At 74.5% G+C, this 17,288-nt stretch carries 16 protein-coding genes; all 16 read left to right on the forward strand.

Going from position 1 to position 17,288, the window contains the following annotated elements:
• Nucleotides 1–94 precede the first annotated feature (94 nt).
• The 16 genes from ACGFMM_RS10570 (at nt 95) to ACGFMM_RS10645 (ending at nt 17,281) form a co-directional block, all read left to right on the forward strand.
• A complete protein-coding gene (locus tag ACGFMM_RS10570; protein WP_393645140.1) occupies nt 95–1,846 on the forward strand; it encodes a spermidine synthase in 1,752 nt (583 codons plus the stop codon).
• A 57-nt stretch (nt 1,847–1,903) separates the two neighbouring features.
• A complete protein-coding gene (locus tag ACGFMM_RS10575) occupies nt 1,904–2,899 on the forward strand; it encodes an SRPBCC domain-containing protein (protein ID WP_393645142.1) in 996 nt (331 codons plus the stop codon).
• A gap of 20 nt (nt 2,900–2,919) precedes the next feature.
• Nucleotides 2,920–3,723, forward strand: a complete 804-nt coding sequence (locus tag ACGFMM_RS10580) for an aldose 1-epimerase (RefSeq protein WP_393645144.1) — start codon at nt 2,920–2,922, stop codon at nt 3,721–3,723.
• A gap of 24 nt (nt 3,724–3,747) precedes the next feature.
• Nucleotides 3,748–4,296, forward strand: a complete 549-nt coding sequence (pyrE, locus tag ACGFMM_RS10585) for an orotate phosphoribosyltransferase (protein WP_393645146.1) — start codon at nt 3,748–3,750, stop codon at nt 4,294–4,296.
• Between the two features lie 201 nt (nt 4,297–4,497).
• Nucleotides 4,498–5,520, forward strand: a complete 1,023-nt coding sequence (gene fbaA, locus ACGFMM_RS10590; protein ID WP_393645148.1) for a class II fructose-bisphosphate aldolase — start codon at nt 4,498–4,500, stop codon at nt 5,518–5,520.
• A gap of 121 nt (nt 5,521–5,641) precedes the next feature.
• On the forward strand, nt 5,642–7,138 hold the full coding sequence (locus ACGFMM_RS10595; RefSeq protein ID WP_393645149.1) for an MFS transporter: 1,497 nt from the start codon (nt 5,642–5,644) through the stop codon (nt 7,136–7,138).
• A gap of 14 nt (nt 7,139–7,152) precedes the next feature.
• Nucleotides 7,153–7,566, forward strand: coding sequence for a DUF3151 domain-containing protein (locus ACGFMM_RS10600; RefSeq protein ID WP_393645150.1), 414 nt, complete (start codon nt 7,153–7,155; stop codon nt 7,564–7,566).
• A 165-nt stretch (nt 7,567–7,731) separates the two neighbouring features.
• On the forward strand, nt 7,732–8,598 hold the full coding sequence (locus ACGFMM_RS10605) for a DUF3152 domain-containing protein (protein ID WP_393645151.1): 867 nt from the start codon (nt 7,732–7,734) through the stop codon (nt 8,596–8,598).
• A gap of 108 nt (nt 8,599–8,706) precedes the next feature.
• Nucleotides 8,707–9,555: a tryptophan 2,3-dioxygenase family protein gene (locus ACGFMM_RS10610; RefSeq protein WP_393645152.1), complete on the forward strand. Its 849-nt coding sequence runs from the start codon at nt 8,707–8,709 to the stop codon at nt 9,553–9,555.
• Entirely contained in the window at nt 9,548–10,792 is a 1,245-nt protein-coding gene (gene kynU / locus ACGFMM_RS10615) for a kynureninase (protein WP_393645154.1), read from the forward strand. The genes ACGFMM_RS10610 and kynU overlap by 8 nt, the downstream gene beginning before the upstream one ends.
• A 108-nt stretch (nt 10,793–10,900) precedes the next feature.
• Nucleotides 10,901–11,770: an alpha/beta hydrolase gene (locus ACGFMM_RS10620; protein ID WP_393645155.1), complete on the forward strand. Its 870-nt coding sequence runs from the start codon at nt 10,901–10,903 to the stop codon at nt 11,768–11,770.
• Nucleotides 11,771–11,923: 153 nt separating this feature from the next.
• Nucleotides 11,924–12,835: an alpha/beta hydrolase gene (locus ACGFMM_RS10625; RefSeq protein WP_393645157.1), complete on the forward strand. Its 912-nt coding sequence runs from the start codon at nt 11,924–11,926 to the stop codon at nt 12,833–12,835.
• 2 nt (nt 12,836–12,837) lie between these two features.
• The gene (locus tag ACGFMM_RS10630; protein ID WP_393645514.1) at nt 12,838–14,067 is read left to right on the forward strand and encodes an acyltransferase; all 1,230 of its coding nucleotides are present in this window, start codon (nt 12,838–12,840) and stop codon (nt 14,065–14,067) included.
• Nucleotides 14,055–15,377: a sensor histidine kinase gene (locus ACGFMM_RS10635; protein ID WP_393645159.1), complete on the forward strand. Its 1,323-nt coding sequence runs from the start codon at nt 14,055–14,057 to the stop codon at nt 15,375–15,377. Before ACGFMM_RS10630 ends, ACGFMM_RS10635 begins: the two co-directional genes overlap by 13 nt.
• Nucleotides 15,374–16,033 carry a response regulator gene (locus ACGFMM_RS10640; protein ID WP_393645161.1) on the forward strand — a complete coding sequence of 220 codons (660 nt, stop codon included), beginning with the start codon at nt 15,374–15,376 and terminating at the stop codon, nt 16,031–16,033. Before ACGFMM_RS10635 ends, ACGFMM_RS10640 begins: the two co-directional genes overlap by 4 nt.
• 9 nt (nt 16,034–16,042) lie before the next feature.
• Nucleotides 16,043–17,281 carry a cytochrome P450 gene (locus tag ACGFMM_RS10645; protein ID WP_393645163.1) on the forward strand — a complete coding sequence of 413 codons (1,239 nt, stop codon included), beginning with the start codon at nt 16,043–16,045 and terminating at the stop codon, nt 17,279–17,281.
• The last annotated feature ends 7 nt before the right edge of the window (nt 17,282–17,288 follow it).

Consider the following 17,288-nt stretch of genomic DNA (forward strand, 5'->3'; position numbering starts at 1 on the left):
GCCGCCCGCGCCCCCGCTCGCACCCCCGGAGACCTGCCCATTGCACTCGTGTGGGTGACAAAGGGTTCAACATGTGTGACGTAGCGTTACGGACATGATCGACCCGCCCCTGTCTCTGTCGCCCCCGCCCGCGGACCTGCTGTCCGAGCCCGCGGAGCGACAGCGGCCGGGTGCACCGCCTGTTCCGCCGGCACCGCCGGTTCCGCCGGCACCGCCGGTGCGGCCCGCCGCGGTGCGGTACCGGGTGCTCGCGGTCGTCTTCGTCTGCGCCGCCTGCGGACTGGTCTACGAGCTCGAACTGGTCGCCCTCGCCTCGTACTTGATCGGCGACTCGGTCACCCACGCGTCCGTCGTGCTGTCCGTCATGGTCTTCGCCATGGGCGTCGGCTCGCTGCTCGCCAAGCGGCTGCGGTGCCGCGCCGCGGTCGGCTTCGGCCTGGTCGAGGCGGGCCTCGCGCTCATCGGCGGCTGCTCGGCGCTCGTGCTGTACGCGGCCTTCGCCTGGTTCGGCGAGGCGCGGTACGTGCTGGTGGCGTTCTCGCTGGCGATCGGGGTGCTGATCGGCGCCGAGATCCCGCTGCTGATGGCGCTGATCCAGCGGGCCGCGGCCGCGGGCGACGGCCGTCCGGGCACCGGTCCCGCCCGGGTCCCGGCCCGGGTCCCCGCCCGCAGTGGCTCGGGCCCCCGCGGGCGGGTGCGCGGGGCGCGGCGGCGGGCGGCCGGCGCGGCCGACGACCCCGCCGGTACGGTCGCCGACCTCTTCGCCGCCGACTACGTGGGCGCGCTGGTCGGCGGCCTCGCCTTCCCGTTCCTGCTGCTGCCCTGGCTCGGCCAGCTCACCGGCGCGCTGGTCACCGGCGCGGTCAACGCGGTGGCGGGCGGGGCGCTGGTGCTGTGGCTGTTCCGGCACGACCTGACGCGGCGCACGCGGACGCTGCTGCTCGCGGTGAACGTGGTCGTGCTGGCGCTGCTCGCCACCGCGACGGTGCTCGTCGACGACTTCGAGCGGGCCGCCCGGCGGGCCGTGTACGGCGACGGGGTGCGCGTCGCCGTGCGCACCGACTTCCAGGACGTCGTGGTGACCGGCGGCCGCGAGGGCCCGGCCGCGCTGTTCCTCGACGGCCGGCTGCGGGCCGGCGGCGGCGGGGAGCACCTGTACCACGAGGCCCTCGTGCACCCCGCGATGAACGGCTCCCGGGGCCGGGTCCTCGTCCTCGGCGGCGGGGACGGGCTCGCGGCGCGCGAGGCGCTGCGGTACCCGGGGGTCGTGTGCGTCACCGTCGTCGAGCGGGACCCGGGCGTCGTCCGGCTCGCCCGCCGCCACCCCGAGCTCACCGCCCTCAACGGCGGCGCGCTGCGGGACCCGCGGGTGCGGGTGGAGGCCGCGGACCCGTTCCGCTGGCTGCGGCAGGAGGCGGTGCGCGAGCCCGGGGCGTACGACGTGGTCGTCTCCGACCTGCCCGACCCCGGGGTCGCCGAGAGCGCCAAGCTGTACTCGGAGGAGTTCTACGGGCTCGCCGCGCGGGTCCTCGCGCCGGGCGGACGGCTGGCGGTGCACGCAGGCTCGGCGGCGGAGCACCCGGACGCGTACTGGACCGTCGACGCGACGCTCCGCGCGGCGGGCTTCACGACGAGCCCGTACGACGCGGGCGCCGCGCGCCACGACTGGGGGTACGTGCTGGCCGCGCGCGGCGCGGCCCCGCGCACGGCCCTGCCGGCCGACGCCCCGCGCCTGCGCTCGCTGACGCCGGGGGCCCTGGTGACCGGCGCGCGCCGCGTCGAGCGGACCCGCGGCCCGGGCGACCTGCCCCCGTCCACACTGGTGCACCCGCGGTACGCGGGGTGAGCGCGGCGGGGCGCAAAGCGCAGACGGCGGCGGGCGGGCTGAGTAGGCTCGGTTTCCATGGAGCATGAGGTGTTCGTTCCGGTCACGCCCGAACTGCTCCGCCAGACGCTGGCGGACCCCGCACGGGTGGCGCGCTGCGTGCCCGGCCTCCAGCAGGACGCCGACGCGGCCGCCGGGCCGCTCGCCGGCCGGCTGCGGGTCCGCGTGGGCGGTCACACCATCACGTACCGCGGCGCCCTCCGCCTCACGGGGGCGGACGACACGTGGACGGTGGAGGGCGAGGGCACGGAGGCCCGCGGCACGGGCGCGGCGAAGCTGGCCCTGACCCTGCGCCTCGCACCCGCCGAGGGCGGCGCCACGCTCGGCTTCGCCGGCGGGGCCACCGCCGACGGCCGCCTCGCCGAGGTCCCCCCGGCCACCGCCGCCACCGCGGCCCACCGCCTCCTGACCCGCTTCACGGAGGCTCTGGCGGAGGAGGCGACCCGGGAGCGGACGACGCCCGCCGCCGGGGCGGACGACGGCGAGTCCGCGGCCGGTGCGCTGCCGGAGGCGCGGGAAGCGTCGGACGGTCGGGCCGAGCCGGCCTCCGCGGATGGGGTCGCGGACGAGGCCGATGCCCCTGCCGGGGCGACGGACGGCGTCGAGCCGAGCGACGGGCCCGCCCCCGACGACGCCCGCGATCACGGGCCCGCTTCCGACGACGCCTCCGCCTCCGACCGCGAGTCCGCCCCCGACGACGAGCCCGCCCCCGCCCCCCAGGACGACGCCTCCGCCTCCGTGTTCGACGTGCCCGTCCCGCCCTCCTCCCTGGAGCCCCTGATCGAGGGCGAGTTCGACGCCGAGCCGCCGGCCGAGGCGGCGCATGCGCGGCGGACGATGATCGGGCGCAGCGCGGAGGAGGTGGACCACGCGCCGCCGCGCGGCCGGTACGCGCCGGTGCCGGCGCCGGAGTCCGCGCGGGCCGGGGCGGCGCTGCGGTGGGTGGCCCCGGCGGCCGCGCTGGCCATCGCGTCCGCCGTGGTGGTCGGGCGTGCACTGCGTCGCCGGCGCTGACAGCGCCTAAGGTCGGGTCCGTGAGCAAGCAGACACGACTGACGGCGGGCGACGCCGAGTTGACCATCGACCCCGAGAACGGCTGCCGTATCTCCGGCCTCCGGATCGGCGGCGCAGAGCTCCTGCGCCAGGGCGAGCATTTCGGCAGTTTCCCCATGGCCCCCTGGTGCGGCCGGACCGCCCTCGGCGAGTTCCGCAACGGCGGCGAGAAGCACCAGTTGCCGCTGAACTCCCCGCCGCACGCCATCCACGGCACCGTGCGGGAGGGCGCCTGGCGCCCCGCGACGGCCGGTGAGCGCAGCGCGAGCTTCACGTTCGAGCTGGGCGAGCCCTGGCCGTACGCCGGGACCGTGACGCAGGTCTTCGAGCTCGCCGAGGACTCGCTCACCATGCGGATGGGCGTGGAGACGGCCGCCGACTCGTTCCCGGCGCAGGCCGGCTGGCACCCCTGGTTCAACCGGGTCCTCGACGGGCCCGAGGGCCCGTCCGCGCCGGTGCGGCTGGACTTCTCGCCCGCCTGGCAGGAGGAGCGGGGCGACGACCACCTGCCGACCGGGCGCCGTATCGACCACGCCCTGCCCGGCCCGTGGGACGACTGCTTCGGGATGCCGGACGGGGTCGACGTGACGCTGACCTGGCCGGAGCGGCTCGAGGTCAGGGTCACCAGCCGCGCCGAGTGGGTGGTCATCTACGACGAGCAGGACGCGGCGGTCTGCGTCGAGCCGCAGTCCGGTCCCCCGAACGGGCTCAACACCCTGCCGCGGCTCGTGACCCCGATCGATCCGCTGGAGATCGAGGCGACGATCGCGTGGCGGCGGCTCTAGCGCGGGGCCTTTAAGCTCGTGCGCATGACTGACGTACGCGCTGAGCTGCTCCAGCAGATCAAGGACAAGGCCGTGGTGCACGGCAAGGTGACCCTCTCCTCGGGTCTGGAGGCCGACTACTACGTCGACCTGCGCCGGATCACGCTGGACGGCTCTGCCGCGCCCCTGGTCGGTCAGGTCATGCTCGACCTGACCGCCGAGCTGGACTTCGACGCGGTCGGCGGGCTCACCCTCGGCGCCGACCCGGTCGCCACCTCGATGCTGCACGCCGCCGCCGGCCGCGGCCGCCGCCTGGACGCCTTCGTCGTCCGCAAGGCCGCCAAGGCGCACGGCATGCAGCGCCAGGTCGAGGGACCGGACATCAAGGGCCGCCGCGTCCTGATCGTCGAGGACACCTCCACCACCGGCGGCTCGCCGCTCACCGCCGTCGAGGCCGCCCGCGCGGCCGGCGCCGAGGTCGTCGCCGTGGCGACGATCGTGGACCGCGCCACCGGGGCCGGCGAGAAGATCAGCGGCACCGCCGGCGTGCCGTACCTCTACGCGTACGCGCTGGACGAGCTGGGTCTCGGCTGACCACGCCGCAGCAGCGGATGTTCCACCTGATCAAGGCGTGACCAGCGGTTTTCGGGCAGGGCGGAGTGTTTCACGTGAAACGCTCCGCCCTGACCTGTAAGGGGAGGTCAGGAGTCTGGAAAGATGGGCGCACCGACGATGACGTCGACCCCAGGTCAGGGCTAGCACCACACTCACCCGCACATCACAAGGAGCGGACGAATGCCCATCGCAACCCCCGAGGTCTACAACGAGATGCTCGACCGGGCGAAGGCAGGCAAGTTCGCCTACCCGGCCATCAATGTCACCTCGTCCCAGACGCTGCACGCTGCCCTGCGCGGTTTCGCGGAGGCCGGCAGTGACGGCATCATCCAGATCTCGACCGGTGGCGCCGAGTTCCTGGGCGGCCAGCACAACAAGGACATGGTCACCGGCGCCGTCGCCCTGGCCGAGTTCGCGCACATCGTCGCTGCGAAGTACGACATCAACATCGCGCTGCACACCGACCACTGCCCGAAGGACAAGCTGGACGGCTACGTCCGCCCGCTGATCGAGGTCTCCGCCGAGCGCGTGGCCCGTGGCGAGAACCCGCTGTTCCAGTCCCACATGTGGGACGGCTCGGCCGAGACCCTCGCGGACAACCTGGCCATCGGCCAGGAGCTGCTCGCCAAGGCCGCCGCCGCGAAGATCATCCTCGAGGTCGAGATCACCCCGACCGGCGGCGAGGAGGACGGCGTCACCCACGAGATCAACGACGAGCTGTACACCACCGTCGAGGACGCCGTCCGCACCGCCGAGGCCCTGGGCCTGGGCGAGAAGGGCCGCTACCTGCTCGCCGCCTCCTTCGGCAACGTGCACGGCGTCTACAAGCCGGGCAACGTCGTGCTCCGTCCCGAGCTGCTGAAGGACCTGCAGGCCGGCGTCGCCGAGAAGTTCGGCAAGGCCAGCCCGTTCGACTTCGTCTTCCACGGCGGCTCGGGCTCCACGCGCGAGGAGATCGCCACCGCGCTGGAGAACGGCGTCGTGAAGATGAACCTCGACACCGACACCCAGTACGCGTTCACGCGTCCGGTCGCGGACCACATGTTCAAGAACTACGACGGCGTCCTGAAGGTCGACGGCGAGGTCGGCAAGAAGTCCACCTACGACCCGCGCACCTGGGGCAAGCTGGCCGAGGCCGGCATGGCCAAGCGCGTCGTCGAGGCCTGCGAGGCGCTGCGCTCCGCGGGCACGCACGCGAAGTAACCCGCGCTCCGTCCGGACGGGCCCGGCACGCCACTGCGGCGTGCCGGGCCCGTCCGCGTACGGGTGCCGGGCCCGTCCGCGTACGGGTGCCGGGCCCGTCCGCGTACGGGAGGATGCCGGTATGGCCGATACGGAGATGCGGCTGCGGTCCCCGGCCGGACGCTGGGTCGTCGGTGTGACGGTGCTCGGGTCCGGGATGGTGCTGCTGGACTCGACCGTCGTCAACGTCGCCCTGCCCCATATCGGCGAGGACCTCGGCACGGACATGGCGGCGCTCCAGTGGACCGTGAACGCGTACATGCTCACGCTCGCCGGGCTGATCCTGCTCGGCGGGGCGCTGGGCGACCGCTACGGGCGGCGGAAGGTCTTCGTCATCGGGACGGTCTGGTTCGCGCTCGCCTCGCTGCTGTGCGGGCTCGCGCCGAACGCGGAGATCCTGATCGCCGCGCGCGCCCTGCAGGGGGTCGGCGGCGCGCTGCTCACCCCCGGCTCGCTGGCGATCCTGCAGGCCAGCTTCCATCCCGACGACCGGGCGAGGGCGGTGGGCCTGTGGTCGGGCTTCGGCGGGGTCGGCGCGGCGGTGGGGCCGTTCGTCGGCGGCTGGCTCGTCGACGGGCCCGGCTGGCGCTGGGTCTTCCTGCTGAACGTGCCGCTGGCCGCGCTGTGCGTGCCGATCGCGCTGCGGCACGTCCCGGAGACCCGGGACCCCGACGCGGCCCCGGGGCGCTTCGACGTCCTCGGCGCGACGCTCGGCGCGGCGTCGCTGGCGCTGGTCACGTACGCGCTCATCGGCGAGACCTGGCTCGCGGGCGCCGCCGGGGTGGTCGTGGGCGTGGGCTTCGTGCTGTACGAGCGGCGGATCGCGAACCCCATGCTGCCGATGTCGATCTTCCGCTCGCGGCTGTTCACCGCGGTCAATCTGGTGACGCTGTGCGTGTACGCGGCGTTCAGCGGCTTCTTCTTCCTGTCCGCGCTCCAGCTCCAGGTGGTCTCCGGCTACTCCGCGCTCGAGGCCGGCATGGCGATGCTGCCGACGACGGTGCTGATGCTGCTGCTGTCGGCCCGGGCGGGGGAGCTGGGCGAGAAGATCGGGCCGCGGATCCCGCTGACCGTCGGCCCTCTGGTGTGCGCGGCGGGGATGCTGCTGATGCTGCGGGTGGGCGAGAACGCCTCGTACTGGAGCGACGTGCTGCCCGCGATGCTGGTGCTCGGCCTCGGCATGACGATGCTGGTCGCCCCGCTCACCGCGACCGTGCTGTCCTCCGTGGACGTGTCCCGGGCGGGCCTGGCCAGCGGCATCAACAACGCGGCCGCGCGGGCCGCGGGCCTGCTGGCGGTGGCCGCGCTGCCGCTGCTGGCCGGGATGGGCCCGGAGGCGTACCGGTCGGCGGAGGAGTTCGGGGACACCTTCAAGCGCGCCATGCCGATGTGCGCCGGGCTGCTGGTGGCGGGCGCGGTGCTGGCCTGGGTGACCATCCGCAAGCCGGCGCCGGCCGGCTGCCACCCGGAGTGCAAGGTCCACTGCGGCGTCACCTCGCCCCCGCTGGACCCGGGCGCGCGGAACGAGGACAAGGACGGGAGCGGGCGGCCCGAGCGGCCGGGGCCGGCGGCGGCCTGAGGCAGACTGGCCCCATGGCCATGCACGAGAACCTGCTGGGGGGACCCGCCCCCACCCATCTGCCCGACGACCCCGAGCCGCGCGAGCTGCTCGCCGAGGGCGCCGACCCGGCCGACGTCGCGGCGAAGTACCCGACCTCCTCGCTGGCGTGGGCCCGGCTCGCCGACGAGGCGTACGAGGGCGGCCGCGTCGTCGAGTCGTACGCGTACGCCCGCACCGGCTACCACCGCGGCCTGGACGCGCTGCGCCGCGCCGGCTGGAAGGGCCACGGCCCGGTGCCGTGGGAGCACGAGCCGAACCGCGGCTTCCTGCGCGCGCTGCACGCGCTGGCGCGGGCCGCGCAGTCGATCGGCGAGGAGCAGGAGTACGAGCGCTGCTCGACGTTCCTGCGTGACTCCTCGCCCACCGCAGCCGACACCCTGAACTGACACCGGACCGCGGACAACGCCGCAGGTCGGGGGCCCGGGGCACGACTCCGGACCCCCGGCCCGCCGTGGCGGCACGCCGGGGGGCGACAGTGGCGGCCGGTACGATCGCACGAACCATCGAATTGACCATCCGGTCCACCGGGCCGGCGCAGGGGGGAAACGGTCGTGGGGAAGCGTGGTGCCGGGAGCCGGGGGCGCAGACGTGCGCAGGGGCGTCGCCGGGCCCGCAGCAGACGCCGTCCGGCGGGCCGGCTGCTGCTGCTCGCGCTGGTGCTGACGGGCATGACGCTCGCGGGCGGCGCGGCGCTGGGGTACTGGAAGGACACCCAGGAGGCGGAGGCCGCGCCCGAGACGGCGCCCACGCCCACGCAGGTGCTCAGCCCGACGCCGAGCCCGAGCCCGACGCCCACCCCGAAGGCCACGCCCAAGCCGAAGCCCAAGCCGAAGCCGAAGAAGACCACCGTCCCGAAGTCCGGCAGGGGCACCTTCACCACCGCCGACTCCGCCGGCGACGAGGTCGGCGCGGGCGGCACGCTGCGCCGCTACCGGGTCCAGGTCGAGGACGGCGTGGACATCTCCGCGCGCGAGGCGGCCGCCGAGATCCAGGCGATCCTGGCGCATCCGCGCGGCTGGGCCGCGCACGGCCGCGGCCGTTTCCAGCTGGTCTCGGAGAACGCCGACTTCGTCATCCGGATCGCCACCCCGGACACCGCGGACCGGCTCTGTCTGGCGCAGGGCCTGAACACCCACGGCGAGCTGAACTGCGAGACCACGCAGGGCGTGGTGGTGAACCTCAAGCGCTGGATGCTGGGCTCCCCGACGTTCTCCGGGTCGCCCGCCGAGTACCGGCATCTGATCATCAACCACGAGGTCGGGCACGAGATCGGCATCCGGCAGCACATGGGCTGCCCGGGAGCGGGCAGGCTCGCGCCGGTGATGATGCAGCAGATCAAGGGCCTGAACGGCTGCCGTTCGAACGCATATCCGTATGACGAAGACGGGAGCTACATCTCCGGTCCAGTCGTGCCATGATGCGCGTGGGACGTGCACACCGTCGTGCGCGCCCCGAGGGGACCGGGGCTCCGTCGTCACACGGAAGGAGCGGACCGCTACCCGGAAGTACGTATCGAGGAGACAGAAATGTCTACTTTCCCCGATGCCTCCGGAGCCGGTTCGGTCGATGACCCGAACCTCGACTTCGCGGGCACCACGCCGTACGAGGACTACGTCCAGGCGGACGTCCTCACCCACCTCCAGCACCTTCGCTCCGACGATCCGGGCGAGATGGTCTTCCTGGTCACCACCCAGGTCATGGAGCTGTGGTTCACCGTGATCGTCCACGAGTGGGAGACCGCGAGCCGCGCCCTGCGCGAGGACCGGATACCCGTGGCGATGGACGCGCTCAAGCGCTCCGTGCGCGAGCTGGAGGCCCTGAACCACTCCTGGCGGCCGCTGGCCCAGCTCACCCCGGCGCAGTTCAACTCCTACCGGGCCGCCCTCGGCGAGGGCTCGGGCTTCCAGTCGGCGATGTACCGGCGCATGGAGTTCCTGCTCGGCGAGAAGTCCGCGTCCATGCTGGTGCCGCACCGCGGCGCGCCGCGGGTCCACGCCGAGCTGGAGAAGGCGCTCCAGGAGCCGAGCCTGTACGACGAGGTGCTGCGGCTCCTCGCCCGCCGCGGGCTGCCGGTGCCGGAGTCGGTCCTCGGCCGTGACCTGGCGCTGCGCTACGAGCCCTCGCCAGAGGTCGAGCACGTCTGGGCCGGCATCTACGCCGACCCCGACCAGAACGCGGAGCTGGTGCGGCTCGGCGAGGCGCTGAGCGACGTCGCCGAGCTGGTCTGGCGCTGGCGCAACGACCACCTGGTCGCCACCCGGCGGGCCATGGGCTCCAAGACCGGCACCGGCGGCTCCGCGGGCGTGGCCTGGCTGGAGAAGCGGGCGCAGAAGAACGTGTTCCCCGAGCTGTGGACGGCGCGCAGCCATGTCTGAGCCGACGCTCCACGAGACCGCGCTGCGGCTGGACTCCCACGATCCGCTCGCCAAGCGGCGCGAGCTGTTCGCCCTCGACACGGGGTCCGATCATGCGGCTGACGCCGCGGGTGTCTACCTGGACGGCAACTCGCTGGGCGCGCTGCCCGCGCACGTCCCGGACCGGATGGCCGACGTGATCTCCCGCGAGTGGGGGCGGATGCGCATCCGCTCCTGGGACGAGTCGGGCTGGTGGACCGCGCCGGAGCGGATCGGCGACCGGATCGCCCCGCTGGTCGGGGCGGCCCCCGGGCAGATCGTGGTCGGCGACTCGACCAGCGTGAACGTCTTCAAGGCGGTCGTCGCGGCGGCGCGGCTCGCCGGGGACGGCCGGGACGAGATCCTCGTCGACGCGACGACGTTTCCCACGGACGGGTACATCGCCGAGTCCGCGGCGCGGATGACGGGCCGCAGGCTCGTCCCGGTGGAGCCGGCGGAGGTCGCCGCCGCGGCGGGCCCCCGTACGGCCGCGGCGCTGGTCAACCACGTCGACTACCGCACCGGCCGGCTGCACGACCTGCCCGGCATCACCGCGGCCCTGCGGTCGGCGGGCGCGCTGGCGGTCTGGGACCTGTGCCACAGCGCGGGCGCGCTGCCGGTCGGCCTGGACGCGCACGGCGTCGACCTCGCCGTCGGCTGCACGTACAAGTACCTGAACGGCGGCCCCGGTTCGCCCGCGTACCTGTACGTCGCCGAGCGTCATCAGGCGGCCTTCGACTCGCCGCTGCCGGGCTGGAACTCGCACGCCGACCCGTTCGGCATGACGCCGGGCTTCGAGGCGGCGGACGGCGCGGTGCGCGGCCGGGTCGGGACCCCCGACATCCTGTCGATGCTGGCCCTGGAGTCGGCGCTCGACGTGTGGGACGGGGTCGCGATCGAGGACGTGCGCGCGAAGTCGCTCGCGCTGACGGACTTCTTCCTCCGGTGCGTGCGTGCGTACGTGCCCGAGGGCGCCGTCACGTCGCTGACGCCGGAGGCGCACGCGGAGCGGGGCAGCCAGGTCGCGCTGCGCTGCGAGGCCGCGCCGGCGGTGATGGCGGAGCTGATCGCCCGCGGTGTGGTGGGCGATCTGCGCCGGCCGGACGTGCTGCGCTTCGGCTTCACCCCGCTGTACGTCGGCTTCGCGGACGCGGAGCGGGCGGCGCGGGTGCTGGCGGAGGTCGTGGCGGACGTCATGGGCGGCCGTCAGGGGGCCTGACGGCCGGTCGGACGATCGGCTGATCGGCTGATCTGCGGGGTCGGGCTTTTGGTACCGTCCCCGCAGGTCAGGCCGGATCGGCCCCGTCCCCGAGAGGTTGGAACTGCCATGCCGGACCCCGCCGCGCGAGACGCCGCCGAAGAAGCCTCGGCCTTCTCGCACCCGGCCGTCGCCCCTGACGCGTCCGCCCCGTACGGCGAACACCCGGACCAGGTCGTCGACTTCTACGCCCCGCGCGACGGGACGCGGCAGGCGCCGCTGGTCGTCGCGCTGCACGGCGGGGCGTGGCGCGCGCCGTACGACCGGCAGCATCTGACTCCTTTCGTGGACTATCTGGCGCGCCGCGGCTTCGCCGTCGCCAACGTCGAGTACCGGCGCGGCAGCGACATCCCCCGGCAGGGCGGCACCGCCCCGGTCGCCGGCCGCTGGCCGGAGACCTTCGACGACGTGGCCGCGGCGATGGACGCGCTGCCGGAGCTCGCTGCGGCGGTGCTGCCGCAGGCGGACCCGCGGCGGATCGTGCTGACCGGCCACTCCGCGGGCGGCCACCTGGCGCTCTGGGCGGCGTCGCGGCACTGCCTGCCCCAGGACGCCCCCTGGCGCCTGCCGGCCCCGCCGACCCTGCGCGGCGTCGTCGCGCTGGCCCCCATCGCCCACTTCGCCCGCTCCGTCGAGCTCGATGTCTGCGGCGGCGCGGTGACCCAACTCCTCGGCGGCGAGGCCGAGTCGGAGGCCCGCTACCCGTACGCGGACCCCGCCGCGCTGCTTCCCACGGGCATCGCCACGACGCTCGTCCAGGGCCGCGCCGACATCGTGGTCCCGGCGGACGTCGCGGAGGCGTACGCGGACGCGGCCGCCAAGGCGGGCGAGACGGTGGGAGTCACTCTCCTGGAGGACGTGGGCCACTTTCCGTTGATCGACCCGGCGGCGGACGCGTGCGCGGTCGTGGCGGAGGAGCTGGCGCAGCTGGCGTGGTGAGCGGGCGCTCGCTCGCTCCGGAGACGGGTGGTCAACTTCCCTGACTACACCGTGAGGTGACATCCCGTCGTACCCGTCATACCCCGGGGGCAGGCGCAAGTGTCCCCCCTGGTGTGACGCCCGCGACAAGGCCGCGTTCCTAGCGTCGGGGGCATGAACACGAACCGGCTCCGACGCACGCTGCTCGCCTCGCTCCTGGTCGCCGCCGTCGCCGTCCCGCTCTCCGGGGCGGTGACGCGGGCCGCGGTGCCCGCGCCCGACGCCGTCGCGTTCGGGCCGGCCGACCGGCCCGCGGAGCGGTACGCCGCGAACCGTCTCGCCGTCGCCGAGGCCGCCCGGCTCGCCGCAGGACACGGCGACCGGCGGCGCGCCGCGAGCCTGCGCGCGCTGGCCGGCCGTCAGCTGCTGGCCTTCGACGGGCGCGGCCGGGGCCGGATCGTCGAGGTGTTCGGCGATCTGGAGCGGGCCCGGCGGATCGCGGTGCTGGTCCCCGGCTCCGACGTCCGCCTCGACACGTACGGCGGCCGGTTCCGGCGCGGCGCGGCCGCGCTGAGTGAGCGCCTCGGGCCGGATACCGCCGTGGTGGCCTGGCTCGGGTACGACACCCCCGACACCGTCGGACCCGAGGTGCTCACCCCCGGCCGGGCCGACGACGCCGCGCCCCGACTGCGGGACTTCGTGGCCCTGCTGCGGTCGTTCAACCCGTCCGCGCGGGTCTCGGCGCTCTGCCACTCGTACGGCTCCGTCGTCTGCGGCCGCGCCGCGCCCGGCCTCGGCGTCACCGACCTCGTCCTGTACGGCAGCCCCGGCACCGGCGCGGACACGGCCGCCGCGCTCGGGACCCGGGCCCGGGTGTGGGCCGGGCGGGCCTCCGGCGACTGGGTCGAGCGGCTGCCGCACGCCCGCGTCGAACTCTTCGGCACCACTCTTGGCCTCGGCCCCGATCCGGCCGAACCGGCCTTCGGAGCCCGCCCGTTCGCGGCCGGCGACGGCGGGCACGGCGACTACCTGGAGCCCGACGGCCCGGCCCTGGGCGCCGTCGCAGCCATCGTGGAGGCGTCGTGAACCTGCGCGAACGAGCCCGCCGCATCGACGCGGCCACCCCGCCCGACCGGGACCGCGCGGTCGACGCGCTGCGCGCCCTGGCGATCCTCGGCGTCGTCCTCGGCCACTGGCTGGTCACCGCGCTCGTCGCGGACACGGGCACGCTGCGGACCGCGAGCCCGCTGCGGCAGCTGCCCGAACTCACCCCGGTCTCCTGGGTCTTCCAGACCCTGGCGGTGTTCTTCCTGGTCGGCGGCCATGTGGCGGTGAAGAGCCATCTCACCGCGCAGGCCCGCGGCACGGACTACCGGACGTGGCTGGCGGCGCGGACGGCGCGGCTGTTCCGGCCGGTCCTCGCGGTGCTCGCCCTGTGGGCGGTGGCCGCGGTCGCGCTGCTGGTCTCCGGCGCGGAGCCGCAGACCGTCCACACCCTGGGGAAACTCGTGCTCTCCCCGCTCTGGTTCCTGCTGGTCTTCACCGCGCTGACCGCGGCGACGCCGCTGGTGGCCCGGCTCCACCCGCTGTGGCCCTTCGCCCTCGTCGCGCACGTCGACCTGGTCCGCTTCGGCTTCGGCGGCCCGCAGGAGCTCGGCTGGATCAACGTGGCCGCGGGCTGGCTCGTCCCGTACACGCTCGGCGCGCTGTGGGCGCGCGGCGGCCTCGGCCGGCGCGCGGGCCCGGCCCTGCTGCTGTCCGGCGCGGCCGCGACCGCCGTGCTGGTCGTCGTGAGCGGCTACCCGGCCTCGATGGTCGGCGTCCCCGGCGCCGCCGTCTCCAACCTCAACCCGCCGACGCTCGCGGCCGTCTGCTTCGGCCTGGCCCAGTGCGGACTCGCGCTGATGCTGCTCGGCCCGCTGCGGCGGGCGATGCGCCGCCCGTACGCCTGGGCCGCGATCGCCCTGCTCAACCTGTCCGCGATGACGGTCTTCCTCTGGCACCAGACGGCGATGATGGCGGTCACGGCCGGCGGCCTGCTGGCCGGCCGCCCGCTGCCCGGCCTGCACACCCCTCCGGACGACCCGTCCTGGATCCTCCACCGACTGGCGTGGCTCCCGGCCTTCGCCCTCGCCCTCGCGCTGTGCTGGACGGCCTTCCACACGTACGAGACGGGCCGCCGGCGCCGCAGGACCCCGACCGCCGACCGCAGGCCCCCGACCGCCCGTACGGCGCGTAGTACCTGCGACGGACCCCGCAGGATCCCCATTCCGCCGGACGACCCGACGGCCGCCCGGCCCGTACCTTGGCTGGCGTGACCGAGACGACGCGCATGCCGCACGCCGAGAGCCGCAGCCCCGAAGCCCGCCTGGTCATGGGCGCGCTCAGGGGGCTGCGGCAGGATCTGTTCCAGGACGCCTTCGCGTACCGGCCGCTGCGGCGGATGGACGTGAACCGGGGCCTGACCCGACACCTCCCGGAGCGCATACGCGCGTACACCGGGTACCTCCCGCACGCCGCCGTGGCCTGGTGCGCCTTCATGGTGTTCATCGCCGGGCTCGCCGTGCTCGGCAGCGGCGGGGCCGTGGCGTTCGTCTTCGCGTGCCTGCCGGCCGGGATCGTGCTGCTCACGCTCGTGCGGCCGGTGCTCGCCTTCTGGACCCTGCTGGGAATGACCCCGTTCCTCGCGGTCGTCGGATCGCCGGACGGCTGGCCCTGGCCGCCCAACGCCTTCGCCGCGCACCTCGTCGTGCTGACCGTCGTCGCGGCCCGCACCCGCCCCCGCGCCGGTGCGTGGATGTGGGTCCTGACCGCCGTGTACGCCCTGCTCGCCGAGACGTTCCTCGGCCTCGGGCACACCAGCGACTCGGCGCCGCTGCTGTTCTTCGCCGCGCTGTCCCTGCTCGTCGTCACCGTCCTCCACGTGCGCCGCCAGGCCGCCGCCGAGGTCAGCGCCCAGCAGACCGTGACCGCCGCCGAGCGCTCGAAGCGGACGCTGCTGGAGGAGCGCACCACCATCGCCCGCGAGCTGCACGACGTCGTCGCCCACCACATGTCCGTGGTCGCCATCCAGGCGGAGGCCGCCCCGTACCGCGTGGAGAACCCGCCGCCCGAGCTGGAGCAGGCCTTCGTCACGATCCGGGAGAACGCCGTCGCGGCGCTGACCGAGCTGCGCCGCGTCCTCGGCGTCGTCCGCGCGGAGGACTACGAGGCCCCCGACGCCCCGCAGCCGACGCTCGCCGACCTCGACGGCCTGATCCGCAACGTCCGCGAGGCCGGGCTCGACGTGGAGACGACGGTGACCGGCGCGGTCCGCGAACTCCCGCAGGGCGTCGAGCTGTCCGCGTACCGCATCGTCCAGGAGGCCCTGTCGAACGTGCTCCGGCACGCACCGGGCGCGGGCGCGAAGGTCGAGGTCAGCTACGTCCTCGGCGGCCTGGGCCTGCGGATCGCGAACGGCCCCGCCCGCGGCCTCGTGAAGCCCTCGCCGGGCGCGGGCCACGGCATCACCGGCATGCGGGAGCGTGTGACGATGCTGGGCGGGGAGATGACGGCCGAGGCGACCGAGGACGGTGGCTACGAGGTGACGGCCTTCGTCCCGGTGAGCCGTGAGGAGCAGCAGGCGTGATCCGCGTACTGATCGTCGACGACCAGGTGATGGTCCGCGAGGGCTTCTCGGTCCTGCTCGGCGCGATGCCGGACATCGAGGTCGTCGGCGAGGCGGTCGACGGCCGCGAGGCCGTGACGCAGGCCGCGGCGCTGCGCCCGGACGTGGTCCTCATGGACATCCGGATGCCCGAGCTGAACGGCATCGACGCCACCCGCGAGATCGTCGCCGCCGACCCGGAGGCGAAGGTGCTGGTGCTCACCACCTTCGACCTCGACGAGTACGTGTACCAGGCGCTGCGCGCCGGGGCCTCCGGCTTCCTGCTCAAGGACGCCTCCGCGCGGCAGCTCGCCGAGGGCGTGCGGGTGGTCGCGGCGGGCGAGGCGCTGCTCGCGCCGACCGTGACGAAGCGCCTGATCACCGAGTTCGCGCGGGCGGCGGAGACGCCGCGGCCGCCGGCCCTCGCGCAGATCGGGGAGCTGACGGAGCGCGAGACGGAGGTGCTGGTGCTGATCGCGCAGGGCCTGTCGAACGCGGAGATCGCCGACCATCTGGTGGTGGCCGAGTCGACGATCAAGACGCATGTGAGCCGGATCCTGGTGAAGCTGGGCCTGCGCGACCGGACGCAGGCGGCGGTGTTCGCGTACGAGGCGCGGTTGGTGCAGGTCGGCGGGTAGCGTCCGGGCATGGACACCGCGCAGCCTTCCGTCGAGGAACTCTTCGCCCCGCACACCCCGGCCTTCGTCGCCGACCCGTACCCCGCCTACGCGCAGCTGCGGGCCCGCGGCCGGGCGCACTGGTACGCACCGGCGCAGCAGTGGCTGATCCCGCACCACGCGGACGTGTCGGCGCTGCTGCGGGACCGGCGGCTGGGCCGTACGTACCGGCACCGGTTCACCCACGAGGAGTTCGGGCGGACGGCCCCGCCGGCCGCGCACGAGCCGTTCCACACGCTGAACGACCACGGGCTCCTCGACCTGGAGGGCGCGGACCACACGCGGATCCGCCGGCTGGTGTCGAAGGCGTTCACACCGCGGACGGTGGAGAACCTGGCGCCGACGGTGCGCCGGTTGGCCGGGGACCTGGTCGGCGGCCTCGTGGCGCGCGGCGGCGGCGACCTGCTCGCGGACGTGGCGGAGCCGCTGCCGGTGGCGGTGATCGCGGAGCTGCTCGGGATCCCGGAGGAGGACGAGGAGCGGGCCCGGCTGCGGCCGTGGTCGGCGGACATCTGCGGGATGTTCGAGCTGAACCCGTCGGAGGAGACGGCCCGGCGGGCGGTACGGGCGTCGCTCGAGTTCTCCGACTACCTGCGCGAGCTGATCGCCCGCCGCCGCACGGCCCCCGGCGAGGACCTGATCTCGGCCCTGATCGCGGCGCACGACGAGGGCGAGCGTTTGACGGAACAAGAAATGATCTCCACCTGCGTCCTCCTCCTGAACGCGGGCCACGAGGCGACGGTGAACACCACCGCGAACGGCTGGTGGACGCTGCTGCGGCACCCGGACCAGCTGGCGGCCCTGCGCGCGGACCCGGACGGCCTGCTGTCCACAGCTGTGGAGGAAATCCTCCGCTACGACACCTCGCTGCAGATGTTCGAACGCTGGGTCCTGGACGACATCGAGATCGGCGGCCGGCTGATCCCCCGCGGCTCCGAGGTGGCCCTCCTCTTCGGCTCCGCGAACCGCGACCCGCAACGCTTCGGCCCCACCGCCGACACCCTGGACCTCACCCGCCCCGACAACCCCCACATCACCTTCGGCGCCGGCATCCACTACTGCCTCGGCGCCCCCCTGGCCCGCGTCGAACTCAAGGCCCTCTTCACCGAACTCCTCCACCAGGCCCCGACCTTGCGCCTGACCTCGGAACCCCGCTGGAAGGAGGGCTACGTCATCAGGGGCGTGGAGAAGCTGCCGGTGGAGGTGTAGTGGGCCC

The sequence above is a fragment of the Streptomyces sp. NPDC048604 genome (genome assembly GCF_043199435.1).
GTDB lineage: Bacteria > Actinomycetota > Actinomycetes > Streptomycetales > Streptomycetaceae > Streptomyces.

Bases quoted from the DNA above. Each gene is read 5' to 3' on its own strand.
- ACGFMM_RS10570 (WP_393645140.1), top strand. From the start codon at position 95: ATGATCGACCCGCCCCTGTCTCTGTCGCCCCCGCCCGCGGACCTGCTG.
- ACGFMM_RS10575 (WP_393645142.1), top strand. From the start codon at position 1,904: ATGGAGCATGAGGTGTTCGTTCCGGTCACGCCCGAACTGCTCCGCCAG.
- pyrE (WP_393645146.1), top strand. From the start codon at position 3,748: ATGACTGACGTACGCGCTGAGCTGCTCCAGCAGATCAAGGACAAGGCC.
- fbaA (WP_393645148.1), top strand. From the start codon at position 4,498: ATGCCCATCGCAACCCCCGAGGTCTACAACGAGATGCTCGACCGGGCG.
- ACGFMM_RS10595 (WP_393645149.1), top strand. From the start codon at position 5,642: ATGGCCGATACGGAGATGCGGCTGCGGTCCCCGGCCGGACGCTGGGTC.
- ACGFMM_RS10600 (WP_393645150.1), top strand. From the start codon at position 7,153: ATGGCCATGCACGAGAACCTGCTGGGGGGACCCGCCCCCACCCATCTG.
- ACGFMM_RS10610 (WP_393645152.1), top strand. From the start codon at position 8,707: ATGTCTACTTTCCCCGATGCCTCCGGAGCCGGTTCGGTCGATGACCCG.
- kynU (WP_393645154.1), top strand. From the start codon at position 9,548: ATGTCTGAGCCGACGCTCCACGAGACCGCGCTGCGGCTGGACTCCCAC.
- ACGFMM_RS10620 (WP_393645155.1), top strand. From the start codon at position 10,901: ATGCCGGACCCCGCCGCGCGAGACGCCGCCGAAGAAGCCTCGGCCTTC.
- ACGFMM_RS10625 (WP_393645157.1), top strand. From the start codon at position 11,924: ATGAACACGAACCGGCTCCGACGCACGCTGCTCGCCTCGCTCCTGGTC.
- ACGFMM_RS10645 (WP_393645163.1), top strand. From the start codon at position 16,043: ATGGACACCGCGCAGCCTTCCGTCGAGGAACTCTTCGCCCCGCACACC.